The organism is Arthrobacter sp. CP30 (genome assembly GCF_053470025.1).
The window spans coordinates 13810-27707 of record NZ_JBQEMM010000006.1; the positions used below are offsets into that span (position 1 = coordinate 13810).

At 71.2% G+C, this 13898-nt stretch carries 13 protein-coding genes; 8 read left to right on the forward strand and 5 right to left on the reverse strand.

The features are described 5' to 3' along the window. Positions 1-100: 100 nt before the first annotated feature. The gene (locus tag ACTIMO_RS09610; RefSeq protein ID WP_448182270.1) at positions 101-1861 is read right to left on the reverse strand and encodes a hypothetical protein; all 1761 of its coding nucleotides are present in this window, start codon (positions 1859-1861) and stop codon (positions 101-103) included. A gap of 141 nt (positions 1862-2002) precedes the next feature. Further along, positions 2003-3139, reverse strand: a complete 1137-nt coding sequence (gene wecB / locus ACTIMO_RS09615; RefSeq protein WP_448182271.1) for a non-hydrolyzing UDP-N-acetylglucosamine 2-epimerase — start codon at positions 3137-3139, stop codon at positions 2003-2005. Positions 3140-3302: 163 nt separating this feature from the next. Here wecB and thiL point away from each other — a divergent pair, with 163 nt between their 5' ends. The 8 genes from thiL (at position 3303) to rsmD (ending at position 11470) form a co-directional block, all read left to right on the forward strand. Continuing rightward, complete coding sequence (thiL, locus tag ACTIMO_RS09620) at positions 3303-4382, forward strand: thiamine-phosphate kinase (protein ID WP_448182272.1); 1080 nt, start codon at positions 3303-3305, stop codon at positions 4380-4382. A 22-nt stretch (positions 4383-4404) separates the two neighbouring features. Further along, positions 4405-5349, forward strand: coding sequence for a DAK2 domain-containing protein (locus tag ACTIMO_RS09625; protein WP_448182385.1), 945 nt, complete (start codon positions 4405-4407; stop codon positions 5347-5349). Continuing rightward, positions 5339-7573 carry an ATP-dependent DNA helicase RecG gene (locus ACTIMO_RS09630; protein WP_448182273.1) on the forward strand — a complete coding sequence of 745 codons (2235 nt, stop codon included), beginning with the start codon at positions 5339-5341 and terminating at the stop codon, positions 7571-7573. The genes ACTIMO_RS09625 and ACTIMO_RS09630 overlap by 11 nt, the downstream gene beginning before the upstream one ends. A gap of 40 nt (positions 7574-7613) precedes the next feature. Further along, entirely contained in the window at positions 7614-8018 is a 405-nt protein-coding gene (locus ACTIMO_RS09635; RefSeq protein WP_422389989.1) for a TOBE domain-containing protein, read from the forward strand. An 83-nt stretch (positions 8019-8101) separates the two neighbouring features. After that, entirely contained in the window at positions 8102-8890 is a 789-nt protein-coding gene (gene modA, locus ACTIMO_RS09640) for a molybdate ABC transporter substrate-binding protein (RefSeq protein WP_448182386.1), read from the forward strand. Positions 8891-8927: 37 nt separating this feature from the next. Continuing rightward, positions 8928-9770, forward strand: a complete 843-nt coding sequence (locus ACTIMO_RS09645; RefSeq protein WP_448182274.1) for an ABC transporter permease — start codon at positions 8928-8930, stop codon at positions 9768-9770. Beyond that, entirely contained in the window at positions 9770-10888 is a 1119-nt protein-coding gene (locus tag ACTIMO_RS09650; RefSeq protein WP_448182275.1) for a sulfate/molybdate ABC transporter ATP-binding protein, read from the forward strand. Before ACTIMO_RS09645 ends, ACTIMO_RS09650 begins: the two co-directional genes overlap by 1 nt. Before the next feature lie 9 nt (positions 10889-10897). Next, on the forward strand, positions 10898-11470 hold the full coding sequence (gene rsmD / locus ACTIMO_RS09655) for a 16S rRNA (guanine(966)-N(2))-methyltransferase RsmD (protein ID WP_055773271.1): 573 nt from the start codon (positions 10898-10900) through the stop codon (positions 11468-11470). Between the two features lie 113 nt (positions 11471-11583). Here the strand turns inward: rsmD and ACTIMO_RS09660 are convergent, their stop codons facing one another. The 3 genes from ACTIMO_RS09660 to ACTIMO_RS09670 form a co-directional block, all read right to left on the reverse strand. Further along, the gene (locus ACTIMO_RS09660) at positions 11584-12336 is read right to left on the reverse strand and encodes a YcnI family copper-binding membrane protein (protein WP_422389986.1); all 753 of its coding nucleotides are present in this window, start codon (positions 12334-12336) and stop codon (positions 11584-11586) included. Positions 12337-12459: 123 nt separating this feature from the next. Beyond that, the gene (locus tag ACTIMO_RS09665) at positions 12460-13065 is read right to left on the reverse strand and encodes a hypothetical protein (protein WP_448182276.1); all 606 of its coding nucleotides are present in this window, start codon (positions 13063-13065) and stop codon (positions 12460-12462) included. A gap of 341 nt (positions 13066-13406) precedes the next feature. After that, positions 13407-13754: a hypothetical protein gene (locus ACTIMO_RS09670; protein ID WP_448182277.1), complete on the reverse strand. Its 348-nt coding sequence runs from the start codon at positions 13752-13754 to the stop codon at positions 13407-13409. Between the last annotated feature and the right edge of the window lie 144 nt (positions 13755-13898).

Here is a 13898-nt window from a genome sequence, read left to right on the forward strand (position 1 = left end):
CGTTGCGGTCGCACCACCACACTGAGGTACCCCCGCGAGCGATAGTACAGGAGCGGGCGCTCGAGGGGGCTGCCGGGGATGGTGCCCCACGTCTTAAAGGTCAGAAGGGTGCTGCCACCAGCAGCTCCACGTTCTGGTCCCCGGCGGCTCCCTGGACGGACCCGGGGTCCAGCCCGGGTCTGTTCGCGGCGAGTTCGAGGCTCAGGGCAGCAAGGGACGCCGGGCTCTGCTCGCCGTCGCGGCGGACGTCGTCCGCCGCCGAGTGATCGAGGAGCGTTGCCAGGATGGAGAGTGTGCCGTCCCGGTTGTCGACCAGTTCGACAGCGCGTGACTGCTGCGGGAAGTCGATCAGGGAGGCCGTGGTGATCTCCCAGAGTCCGCCCGAGCCGATCCGCCCCCGGTGTGCCTCCACCCGGTGCCTGTGCTCGTGGCCGTTCAGCCACAGGACGAGGTTCGGGAACCGCGAGAGGATCGAGAGGACTTCGTCCCGTGCCAGGGACTCCCCGCCGTCGTCCGCAGTCGTCGCATCATCCTCGAATGACCGGAGCGGGTGGTGACTGAAGAGCACCGTGATCCTGTCCTCGGCCTCCGACATCTGGGTATTCCCCTCCTCGTCGAGGTAGGAACCGGACACGGCCTCGAGCTGACCGACGAGCCAGGAAGCCTGCTCACGGTCCAGGCATCCTCGCCCGCTGCCGTCGGGGCTCGCCGTGTTCAGCATGATGCCGCGGACCTCCGGGGAGAGATCGAAGGAGTAGTAGAGCGCGTCCTCCTCGATCGGCTGCTCCACGGCGGATTCAGAGCGCGCGAGTGCCTTTCGGAAGGCCGCCTTGTCGAACACGTCGCGCTCTTCGGACGCCGTGGTGGTCCGCGACGGCAGCTCGGCCAGGAGTCGCTCCCGATCCGCCTCTCCACCCTTGGCCTGCTCCCAGAAATCGGGTTCCTTCATCCCGGCCGGGAGCTCCAGCGGGAGACGCGAGCCCGTGCGCACCAGGTCGACGAACTGTTCGCCGGGAGAGATCCGCGACCCCCCGTACCGCCCGGTCTCGTCATGGTTGCCGAACCCCACGAACCGGGGGACGTCGGCACCCGGGGCGTCGATGGGACTGCTGGCGGCATCGAGGAGCCCTTCGACGGTCGGAAAGCCGTACCGCGCCTTCCAGTTGTCCGGGTCGGCACCGTCGGGCTCGGGGTCGGGATGCCAGACGTCGGCGAACAGGTCCCGGGGGGAACGGCCGTGGTCCTGGATGCCTTCGTAGCGCCCCACCGGGTTGGCGGTGGCTCTCCCACCGTCCAAGGCTGCGACCACCGCATCCAGCTCGCTGGTGCAGAACGAGTTGCTGAGGTCCCCGGTGACCACCAGGGCATCGAGCGGGCGCCCGCTCTCGGGCCCCTGCCCGAGGGCGTTGAACGCCCGGACGGTCGCGTCGAGGACGTGCACGGTCAGGACGTCCTGGGGCCGGAACCTTCCGGAGGTCGGGTAGCCTTCCCCGAAATCGAGGTACTGCCAGAGGAAGGAGAGCCGCCCGGGATTCGTCGCGTCCAGGACATGCGGGTCGGTGATGTGCCCGAAGGCGGCCAGGGCAACCGGTTCCGGCCGGGTCCCGCCAGGCCGGTCCGCGAGATCCTCGCGGACCACCCGCTCCAGCCCGTCGCCGTCCTCCAGCACCCGGTACGGCAGATCCTCGGAGAGGCGGTCTCCCAGCCGGATCGAGCGGTCCCGGGTGGTGGGCCGTCCGCCGGCACTCGCGGAGGGGGAGGGCGGACCGGGTCGGGTCTCGGCGGTGCAGCCGCTGAGAGGGGTCACCGCGACGGCGGTGGCAGCGGCGAGGGAGAGCTGCAGGAGTCGGCGGCGCGACACGGGGCGGGCAGGGGTGCCGGGGGAGATCAGGGGGAAACATCCTTCTGGAGTGCTGATGCCGAGCGGTTCGCGCTGCGGGCGCCGCCGGTCTGTCGCTCCACCAAGCCTAGAGGAGAACGGGCGATCGCACGCCCGGCAGCTTCACGGGAGTGGTGTGAAGTCAGGGAGGCGCGTGCCCACGCCGAGCAGTTGTTCGACCGCCGCCACCACGCGCTCAGCCGCCCTTCCGTCGCCGTAGGGGTTGACTGCTGTGGCCATGGACGCGTAGTGCTCGTCGTCGTGGAGGAGTGCGGTCACACTGTCGACGATGGCATGCTCGTCCGCACCCACGAGCGCGACCGTCCCCGCCGTGACGGCTTCCGGCCGCTCCGTGTTCTCGCGCATGACGAGCACAGGCTTCCCGAGGCTCGGGGCTTCTTCCTGCACCCCGCCGGAATCGGTCAGCACGACGGCGGCCAGCGACAGCAGCCGGGCGAATTCCCCGTAGGCGACCGGTTCGGTGAGGATCACGTTCTCCCGGTCCCTGAGGGCGGGGACGATGGCCTCCCGCACCACCGGATTCATGTGCAGGGGGAGCACCACGGTGAGTTCCGGCTCGTTCTCCGCAATTCGGGCGATCGCACGCGCCATGCCGCGCATCGCTGCTCCCTGGTTCTCCCTGCGATGGGTGGTGACCAGGAGGATCCTGCGACCGCTTCCCACCAGCGCCTCCAGCCGCGGATCCGAGAACGGGTGGTGGTCCCGGACCACCTGCAGCAGGGCATCGATGACGGTGTTCCCGGTGATCGCGATGTCTGCGGCAGCGATCTTCTCGTCGAGAAGATTCTGCCGGCTGGTGCTGGTCGGGGCGAGGTGCAGTGCCGCGATCTGCGACGTGATCCTGCGGTTCGCCTCCTCCGGGAAAGGGGACTGGAGGTTTCCCGAGCGGAGACCCGCCTCGAGGTGCACGACGGGGATCTGCCGGTAGAACGCAGCGATCGCCGCTGCCGTCGAGGTGGTGGTGTCGCCCTGGACCAGCACCGCTGCGGGCGGGTCGTCGCGGAGGAGTGGGCTCAGTCCGTTGATCGTCCTCGTCATGATGGAGTGCAGTTCCTGGCCCTGCTCGAGGATGTCGAGATCGTGGTCGGGCCGGATGCCGAAGAGGGTGTTCACCTGGTCGAGCATCGCCCGGTGCTGGCCGGTCACGGTCACGCGGACGTCCAGCGTCGTCGTCCTCCTGAGCGCGGTGATGACCGGTGCGATCTTGATGGCCTCCGGACGGGTCCCGAAGACGAGCATGACAGTTTTCAATTCATCCCCCGAGGCGGCGACTAGGCAAAGGCCGAGTATAGGCGGTGGGGTGGCTGACCGGCTCGACGGGGCGGGGGAGGCGGGCCGGACGGGAACGGGACTTCTCGGAATCATCACTGTGATGGTCAGGACCTCGACGTACCGTGGGGATATGGCCACGTCCGATCCCTCGCTCGATCCCGCCCGGGTGCCCGGTCGCATCGCTGCGCCGCCCCCCTCGTCGCCCGACGGCGCGGTCGCCGGGCCGCTGGTCGGTGCCACGACGGAGAATGCCGTGCTCTCGAGGATCCTGCCCCTGTTCCAGCAGGGCGCGGCCGCCCTGCTCGGGCCCGGCGACGACGCCGCCATCGTGGCGTCCCCCGACGGCAGGACGGTGATCAGCATGGACACGCTCGTCGAGGACCATGACTTCCGCCTGGTCCGGCCGAACGGCTTCCGCACCACCGGCTACGACGTCGGCTGGAAGTCAGCGGCACAGAACCTGAGTGACATCAACGCCATGGGCGGTTCGGCGACCTCCCTGGTGGTGAGCCTCACCCTTCCGCCGCAGACACCCGTGGACTGGGTGGAGGACTGCGCCCGGGGCCTCGCCGCAGCCATCCGCGGTCTCGGTGCCGCCGGCTGTTCCGTCGTCGGCGGGGACCTCGGCGCCGGAGCGCAGCTCGTCATCACGGCGGCCGTCACGGGGACACTGGGAGGCAGGGCGCCGGTGCTCCGATCGGGGGCGCGACCAGGCCACCTCGTCGCCGTGACCGGGATGCTCGGCCGCGCCGCCGCAGGCCTCGCGATCCTCGAGGACGGCCGTCCCGTCCAGGACTTCGGCCCGCTGGGGGAGGGCCTCGTCGCGGCACAGCTGCGCCCGCTCCCGCCGCTCACCGCAGGCCCCGCCGCTGCCGACGCCGGGGCGAGCGCGATGCTCGACATCTCCGACGGCCTCGTCCGTGACGCCGGGCGGATCGCCACCGCCAGCGGGGTGCACCTGGACCTCGACCCCGAGGCCCTCCTGGACCATGCGGATCCGCTCCGGCCGGTCGCCCGGCTGCTCGGTGTCGATCCGATGGAGTGGGTCCTCGGCGGCGGCGAGGACCACGGCCTGCTCGCCACCTTCCCGCAGGATGTTCTGCTGCCACCCGGTTTCACTGCGGTAGGCTCGGTGAGGCCGGGCAGTCCGCTGGTGACACTGGCGTCGCAGGCGACAGCTCTCAGGGGATGGGACCACTTTGCACACTAAGATCACCGCCAACGCCGTGGCGATGAAGCGTTGGTTGAGCAAGGCCGAGGAATCGCTCGGGAACCACAGTGACCGCCTGAACGCCATCAACATCTTCCCGGTGGCGGACGGGGATACCGGCACCAATCTGTACCTGACGGTCCGCTCCGCCGCCCGCGCCGCTCATGATGCCGACACCGCGGACCTGGGTGAACTGCTGGCTGTCGCCGGTCGGGCGGCGATGGAAGAGGCCCTGGGAAATTCGGGCACCCTGTTCGCCGTCTTCCTCTCCGCGTTCGCCGAGCCGCTCCACGGCACCAGCCGGCTGACCTGCACCCTCCTCGCCTCCTCCCTGCACCGCGCCCAGATCCGTAGCTGGTCCGCTCTCAGCGACCCCGTGCCGGGCACCATGCTCTCCGTCCTCGAGGCGAGTGCGAGGGGTGCTGCCGAGACGGCCGCGGGACACGCATCGGATGACAGCAACTCGACGCTGGCGCTCACGCTCCGGGCCTCGGTCCAGCACGCGCTGCAGGCCGTGGTGCACACCGAGAGCCAGCTCGGGCCCCTGACGGACGCGGAAGTGGTCGACGCCGGCGGTGTCGGCTTCCTGCTCATCCTCGACGCCCTGCGAGCTGCAGCCCTCGGCGAGGAGCTGCAGGACGAGCTGCTCGACGGCCTGCACGGCTACGACATCCAGTCACCCCACATCCACAACGGGGGAGACGCGGACGGCGTAGAGGTCATGTGCACCATCAACCTCAGCCCCCTGGATGCCGCAACGCTCAGGCTCCACCTGGACGAACTCGGCGACTCGGTCATCATGAGCGCGGTCACGGCGGTCGAGGAGGGCTATCGCTGGAGGATCCACGTGCACGTGCCGGACGCCGCGCCGGCCCTGGCCCTCATCCACGAGGCTGGACATCCCGTCAACATCTCCGTGACGCAGCTCGCGGTGCCGGTTCCGGGAGCCGAGGCCGGTGAGTCCTGACGCGGCGCGGTCCACGGCCGCCTCGGAGCTCGATGCACCTCTCGACCGCCATCTGGGCCCCGTCGCGAAGCTGCTCGCCAAGCACTTCTCCATCACCACGGTGGGCGAGCTGCTGAACCACTTCCCCCGCACCTACCTCAAGCGCGGGGAGTTGACCCCCATCGCGGAGGTGCCGGTGGACGAGGAGGTGACGCTGATCGCCCGCGTGCAGTCCGCGAACTCACGGCGGATGCGCACGCGCAAGGGCATGCTGCTGGAAGTCGTGATCACCGACGACGCCGAGGGCGGCATCGGTGCGATGAGCCTCACCTTCTTCAACGGCTACGGCGCCGAGCGCGATCTCCGGCCCGGTGTCCGGGCCATGTTCTCCGGCAAGGTGACGGTCTACCGCGGGAAGCTGTCCCTGACGAATCCCGCCTACGTGCTGCTGGACGAGGGCGACGGCGACCCCGAGTACGTGAACCGCCCGATCCCGGTCTATCCCGCGGTGGAGAAGCTCGGCAGCGAACGCATCGCGATAGCAGTCGGGACGATCCTGGACACGTTGCGACTCACGGACCTCGACGATCCCGTCCCCGCGTCCATCGCCCGCCGCGACAAGCTGATGAGCCTCGCGACCGCCTACGAGCTGGTGCACCGGCCGCAGCAGGTCGAGGATGCCTACAGGGCGCAGCACCGCTTCCGCTACCAGGAGGCGTTCGTACTGCAGGCGGCTCTCGCGCGGCGCAGGGCGCTGGCGGCGAGGGAGGACGCGACTGCCAGGCCGGCGCGAGCGGGCGGACTGCTCGACCAGTTCGACGCGCGCCTCCCGTTCACCCTGACGCAGGGTCAGCTCGACGTCGGACGGACGCTCGCCGACGACCTCGCCCGCGACCACCCGATGAACCGGCTGCTGCAGGGTGAGGTGGGCTCGGGCAAGACGCTGGTGGCGCTCCGGGCCATGCTGCAGGTGATCGACGCCGGTGGACAGGCCGCGCTGCTCGCGCCGACCGAGGTGCTCGCCGCCCAGCACCTCCAGTCGATCACGCGTACCCTCGGACCGCTGGCCGAGGGCGGGATGCTCGGAGGCTCCGCGGAAGGCACGCGCGTGGTCCTCCTGACCGGTTCGATGAGCACGGCCCAGCGTCGGACGTCCCTCCTGGAGGCTGCCTCCGGCGACGCGGGGATCATCATCGGCACGCATGCGCTGCTCTCCGACAACGTGCAGTTCTTCGACCTCGGCCTGATCGTGGTGGACGAGCAGCACCGGTTCGGCGTGGAGCAGCGGGACTCCCTGCGCACCAAGGCCCGCACCTCTCCCCACGTGCTCGTGATGACGGCCACCCCGATCCCGCGCACCGTGGCGATGACGGTGTTCGGGGACCTGGAGACGTCGACGCTCTCCGAGCTTCCCGCGGGCAGGAGCCCGATCGCGACGCACGAGGTCGGGCTGACCGAGCACCCCGCATGGATCGACAGGATCTGGGCCAGGGCCCGCGAGGAGATCGACGCCGGCCGCCAGGTGTACGTGGTGTGCCCGAAGATCGGCGACGAGGGCAGGTCCGAGGAGGATGTCGCTGCTCCGCTCTACGGGGACCCGGCGCCGGAGAAGGCCCCCGGCGGCCAGAAGGAGCTCACGAGCGTCGTCGGCCTGTCCGACGACCTGGACGCGGTCCCGCAGCTGCAGGGCGTGACGCGGGGGATGCTGCACGGGCGGATGGATCCCCAGGACAAGGCCGATGTCATGGCGCGTTTCGCCGACGGCAGCGTGCAGCTCCTCGTCGCCACGACGGTCATCGAGGTGGGCGTCGACGTGCCCAACGCGACCCTCATGGTGATCATGGACGCCGACCGCTTCGGGATCTCGCAGCTGCATCAGCTGCGCGGGAGGATCGGCCGGGGCGGCCACGCCGGCACGTGCCTCCTCGTGACGAAGCTCGAGCCCGAGCACCCCAGCCGCGAGCGGCTCTCCGCCGTGGCGTCCACGACCGACGGCTTCGAGCTCTCGCAGAAGGACCTCGAACTGCGCCGGGAGGGCAACATCCTCGGCGCGTCCCAGTCGGGTGGCCGGTCCGCCCTGCGGTTCCTGAAGATCACCCAGCACGGGAAGGTGATCGAGAAGGCGCGGACGGACGCCCAGGAGGTCGTCGGGGAGGATCCGGACCTCGAGGGATACCCCGGCCTGGCACTGGCCATCGAGCTGTACCTGAACCCCGAGAAGGAAGCCTTCCTCGAGAAGGGCTGAATCAGTATCGCTCCGCATCCGAGGATGTAGGGTTTCGATCATGACGCAGATACGGATCGGGGACGCGGCCCGCTATCTCGGTGTCAGCGATGACACCGTCCGACGCTGGATCGACGGCGGCATCCTCGCGAGCACGAAGGACCCTGCGGGGCGGCTCGTGGTGGATGCGTACGAGCTGGCGACGCTCGCTCACCGCAACGCCGTGCTGCCGGGTGATCCCTCTGACATCGGGCGGTCCGCGCGCAACAGGTTCGTCGGGATCGTCACGGATGTCCTGCAGGACACGGTCATGGCGCAGGTCGAGCTGCAGTGCGGCCCGCATCGCGTGGTGTCGCTGATGAGCAGCGAGGCCGTCCGGGATCTCGGGCTGGAGAAGGGATCGATCGCCATCGCCGTCATCAAGGCCACCACCGTCATCATCGAGACCCCGGGAGGGAAGGCGTGATCATCGCCCGCCTCGCGCCGGGGGTCCGGAGCCACGGACGGGACGCTCGCCGCGGCCGCCCCGGGCGGACCCCGGGGCCGCAACTGTGTGCGGTACCGGCCGCCGTCGCCTGCATCGTGCTCCTCCTGACGGGCTGCGGCGGAGCCCGGGATGCCACGGGCGCCGGAGGCTCCGCCGCGGCGGACGGCGCGGAGATCGACGGGAGCATCACGGTGTTCGCCGCCGCCTCCCTCACCAGCACCTTCACCGACCTCGCCGGGCGGTTCGAGGACGGGCACCCCGGCACTGAGGTCCGGCTCACCTTCGCAGGATCCTCCGACCTCGTGACGCAGATCATCGAGGGGGCGCCGGCCGACGTGTTCGCCTCCGCCGACACCCGCACGATGCAGCGGGTGTCCGACGAGGGACTGCTCGCCGGGACCGCGGTCGATTTCGCCACGAACACGCTCCAGCTCGCGGTCCCGCCCGACAACCCCGCGGGAATCTCGTCCCTCGCCGATGCCGCGCGCCCCGGCGTGAAGACCGTGGTCTGTGCCGAGCAGGTGCCCTGCGGAGCCGCCGCCGTGGCCGTGGCCGATGCCGAGGGCGTGGACCTGGACCCGGTCAGTGAGGAGTCCTCCGTCACCGACGTGCTGGGCAAGGTGACGTCGGGGGAGGCGGATGCCGGCCTGGTGTACGGGACCGACGTCCCCGCTGCAGGGGGATCGGTGCTCGGCATCGACCTGGCCGAGGCGGGGGCGGGAGCCACCACCTACCCCATCACCGCCCTCGCGGAGAGCCCGGAGGCGGTCACGGCGCAGGCGTTCGTCGACTTCGTCACGGGTCCCGAGGGCCGAACCGTCCTGACGGCGGCTGGTTTCGGTGCGCCCTGACGCCGCACGAGCGGCCCGGCCAGGGACGGCCAGGCCCGTGAACACGGCTGCCCTCCCGCGCTGGGTGGTCGCTGCCGCCGTCGTCGGCGCCGTGTTCGTGGTCCTCCCCCTGGCGGCCATGACGCTGCGCATCGACTGGCCCCGGTTCATCCCGCTCGTGACGTCCGAGGGGGCCCGGGCCGCTCTCCTGCTCAGCCTCCGCACGTCGGTGTCCGCCACGATCCTCTGTGTGCTGTTCGGTGTGCCGCTCGCGCTCGTCCTCGCGAGGACCTCATTTCCCGGCCGACGGTTCGTGCGGTCCCTCGTCCTGCTGCCCCTCGTGCTGCCGCCGGTGGTCGGGGGTATCGCCCTGCTCTACACCTTCGGTCGGCGCGGACTGATCGGGAACGGCCTCGCGTCCCTGGGGATCGACGTCGCCTTCTCCACGACGGCCGTCGTGCTGGCCCAGGCGTTCGTCGCCCTGCCGTTCCTGGTGCTCAGCCTCGAAGGAGCCCTGCGGACCGTCGGGACCCGCTACGAGGCCGTCGGCGCTACGCTCGGCGCCGGTCGCTGGACGGTCCTCCGGCGGATCACCCTGCCGCTGGTGCTCCCCGCACTCGTCTCCGGCGCGGTCCTCTCGTTCGCCCGGGCGCTCGGCGAATTCGGAGCCACCCTGACGTTCGCGGGGAGCCTCCAGGGCAGCACGCGGACGCTCCCGCTCGAGATCTACCTGCAGCGGGAGACAGATCCCGATGCGGCCGTGGCCCTGTCCCTCGTCCTCGTGGTCGTCGCCGTCGTCGTGGTCGGCGTCGCCCACCGCGTCCGCCCGCTCGGCAGCCTCGATCCGCGGGGCACGGCGTCGCCGAAGGCGCCGGCCGCCGCGCCGGGGCGGGTGGACTGATGCGGCTGACCTTCGCGGGGGCACTGCCAGAACGCGGCTTCGACGTCGCGTTCGATCTCGCCGACGGTGAGACCGTCGCGGTGCTCGGTCCGAACGGGGCCGGGAAGTCGACCCTCCTCGGCCTGCTCGCCGGTCTCCTGGCACCGTCGGCGGGCCGGGCGACGCTGGGCGGGGATGTCCTGTTCGACGTCGGGGCCGAGCGGCGCGTGCTCGTCGAGCCGCGGCGCCGGGGCGTCTCCCTCCTCGCACAGGAGGCGCTGCTGTTCCCGCACCTCTCCGTCCTCGAGAACGTGGCCTTCGGTCCGCGCAGCCGCGGCCTGTCGCGGGCCGAGGCGCGCGCCACCGCGTCCGCCTGGCTCGAGCGGGTCGACACACCCGAACTGGCCGGGCGCAGCCCCGGACGGCTGTCCGGCGGTCAGGCCCAGCGGGTCGCGATCGCCCGGGCCCTGGCCACGGACCCGGCGCTGCTGCTGCTCGACGAACCACTCGCCGCCCTCGACGTCACCGTCGCGCCCGCGATCCGCACGCTGCTCCGTGAGGTGCTGCAGGGGCGCTCCGCCGTGATCGTGACGCACGATGCGCTCGATGCCTTCCTGCTCGCCGATCGCGTGCTGATCCTGGACGGCGGCCGTGTCGTCGAGGCCGGGCGGACCATGGAGGTCCTGACGCGGCCCGTGACAGCGTTCGGTGCGCGGCTGGCCGGACTGAATCTCCTCCTCGGCCGGCGGACGGAGACGGGCTTCACGGGCGCCAACGGTCTGGTGGTGCCGTGGGAGGGTCCGGGACGCGCGGGGGAGGAGTTCGCACTCGCGATCCGTCCCGCCGCGGTCTCGGTCGCGCGACCCGGTGGTCCTTCCACCGGGACGGATCACGGGGCCGCCTCGGGAACGAGCCGCGTCACGGCCATTGTCGACGACATCGAGCATCGCGGTGAGGCGATCCGGGTCCATGCCGCCGGGATGGCCGCTGACCTGGCTCCTGCGGACGCCGTCGCGATGGGTATCCTCCCCGGCTGCGCCGTGGAGGTGTCGCTCCGCCATCAGGACGCCGTCGTCTACGCCCTTCCCGCTGCGCCGGACGCCGGGAGGGGGACCGGACGGACGGGCGACGGGCGATAGAGTCGGAGGATGACGCGCATCATCGCCGGAGCCGCGGGCGGTTCGACCCTTGCCAGCGTGGAGGGGAACGGCACCCGGCCCACCACGGACCGCGTGAAGGAGGCGCTCTTCTCCCGGCTGGAGTCCTACGGCGTCCTGCACGGCGCGCACGTCCTCGATCTGTACGCCGGATCGGGCTCGCTCGGGGTCGAGAGCGCCAGCCGTGGGGCCGCGACCGTGGACCTGGTCGAATCGGCCGATCGTGCGGCGCTGGTGGCGCAGAAGAACGCCGATCTCGTGAACCGCGTCCTCGGCTGGACCGCCGTCCGGGTGCACAGGTCGAAGGTGGAGACGTACCTCGATCGGGTGGCGCCGGAACTGACCTGGGACCTCGTCCTGATGGATCCGCCCTACACGGTGGACGCCGACGGGGTGATTGCCGTGCTCGCGGCCCTCGCGTCACGCCTCGCGGAGGGAGCCGTGGTCGTCGTCGAGCGTTCGGCCCGATCACCGGAGCCGTCCTGGCCGGGCGGGCTGGAGCGCTTCTCGGAGAAGAAGTACGGCGAGACCCGCCTCTGGTTCCTGGAGCCGGCGGCGTCCTGACCCGTCACCCACGGGTCGGGCAGGGGCACGGCCTCCGGTCGTGGCGGGGGCGTTCGGGCTCCCGAGGGCGCGGTACCGGTTCGCACGCCGGTACCGCGCCGGTATCGGGGGTGTCAGGCGCGGCGGCGCGTACGGACGAGAGCGGTGGCGCCGGCGGCGAGGCCGAGCAGTCCGGCGACGAGGCCGATCCAGCCGACGGCGGAGACCGAGCCGGTGTCCGTGCTGGCTGCGGCGGGCTCGGCGTCGATCGCCTCGGGGGTCTCGGCCGCAGCACCGTGTGCGCCGTGCCCGTCCTCGCCCTCGACCGCCGCGGTGGTCAGGAACGAGGGCGCCGGCTTCTCGGGCTCCTCCGCGCCCTCGACGACCTCGTCGTCCCACTCCACCACATCGCCGTCCGTGTAGGACTGCGTGGCAGGCAGCATGACCGTGGTGCCGGCCTCGGGGAGCCGGCCCACGGAGATCGAGAAGGTCTGGTACTCCTGCTGCGAGATCTCGGCGCCCGGTTCCGCCGTCCACACGACCGAGAGGGGGGCCTCTGTCAGCGTCGCGCCGTCGGCGGTGGTGACGGGCTCGGGCAGCGCCCCGGTGACGACTTCCGCCGTCCATCCCTCCACGGGCTTGACCCGTACGGACGTGAACGGCTGCTCGGTGGGCAGCTGGACCTCGAGCTTGTTCGTCGCAGCTGTCTCTGACTCGTTGGGGACGCTGAAGGTGAGCTGCGAGTAGCCGTCCTCGGTGGTCGATGCGGGCGCGACGCTGACGTGCGCGCTCGCCGCGCCGAGGCCCAGCGCCATGAGGCCGGCCGTGGTGAGCGCGACGGCGGAGGTCGAGAGGGTGCGGCGATTCCGCAGGGATGTGTTCGACATGGTGGAGCCTTCCAGAGGTGCGCCCGATCCACCGCGAAGGGCGGTCTGATCTCGGGCAGCGGGTGATGGGGGATGACGGGTCGGTGACCGCCCGCAAGCCCCTGTCCCTGTGGAGGACGCGGCTCAGGCGGTCGTGGCGGCCGGCGACGGCGGGCCGCGCAGCGGGGGGACTGCGCCGAACACGGTGGACGGAGCGACGGGCGTCGGTACGAGGACGACGGCGGAGCGGTGCGGGGTCGCGGGCAGGGGGATGACACCGGCGCCGGTGAGAAGAGGTCGGAGCCAGGCTCGGAGCAGGGTGGCGGCGTGATCGCTCGTCGCCACGGCCGCCGCGAGGACGATCGTCGCGACAGCGTGCAGGAGCAGCATCAGGGCCCCTCCGGTAGCTCCCGCCATCCCGTCCTGCGTGACCGGCGAACAGGCCAGCTCGAAGGCGGCGTGGTGGCCCGGCATCGCCGAGGAGCTCTGGCAGACAGCGGGCACTGCGGTCAGGGAGAACAGGCTGTGCAGCAGGCCCTGCCCCGCACCCATTGCGAGGAGGGCGGACCGGAAGGAGACGGTGCGCCGCGCGAGCGCCATCATCGGCAGGAGCAGGAGCACGCCGAGCAGCAGGATGACTCCGGGCGCCGGCAAATGACCGGCAGCGAGCACATGCGATGCGGAGGAGACCGAGAGGATCAGGGAGACCAGCACCAGCGACCGGACATACGGAAGGGCAGGTGCAGTCATGACTGTTCCTTCCCCTCTCGTTCCCGTGCGTCGGCCGCGGCTTCGACCGTCGGGTGACGATCTCCTTCAGCGTACAGCCGTCGACCACCCCGATGATCTGCACATGATTCGGTCAGCTGTGCGCCACGGATGGGCGTTCGCTGCTCGCACCGCTCCCGGAGCGGGCGTCAGCGGTGGCTCCTCACCTCGTGCCAGCGCATGGACGACAGGACGCGCCACCCCGGGGCTGACGCCGTGACGATCAGGCACGCGATGCCGTTCACCGAGGCCGTCCGTGGAAGGTCACGAGCATCCCCGGGCCGGCCGTGAGGGAGGCGCGGCGTGCCGGCCCCGGTGGCCGTTCACACCGTGGACCGGTGGACGCCGCCCGGGCGGGCCCGGAGCGAGGGGCACTCCGGGAGGTCGTCGGGCACGACGAGCGAGCAGGTGCCGGTCCGCTCCGTGAGCAGGGGATGCGCGGTGGGGCCGACGATGCCGAGGTTCCGCAGGGTGTCCACCCCCTCACGATCGATGTGCGTGGCGCCCGTCAGGTCGATGACGACGTTCGGCTCCTGCAGGATGCGGAAGCTGCGGTCGACGATCGGTACGAGCGCGCGGCAGCTGCCCCGCGTGAGGCAGCCGCGGACGTCGATACGCGCCCTTCGGAAGTCGATGTCCAGCTTGATGGTGATGCTCAGCGTGTGCCGCATGGCTCCGGTCTCCCCAGGGTGGGACGGTCCCTCGCGCCCGGCTGATCAAGCTCTTTCAGGCTAGTGACGGAAAGGGTGTCGGTGCCGGACCGGATCTTCCTTGACAGGAGGGCGTGCGCCGGGACCGCAGGCGCTGATCGAGGG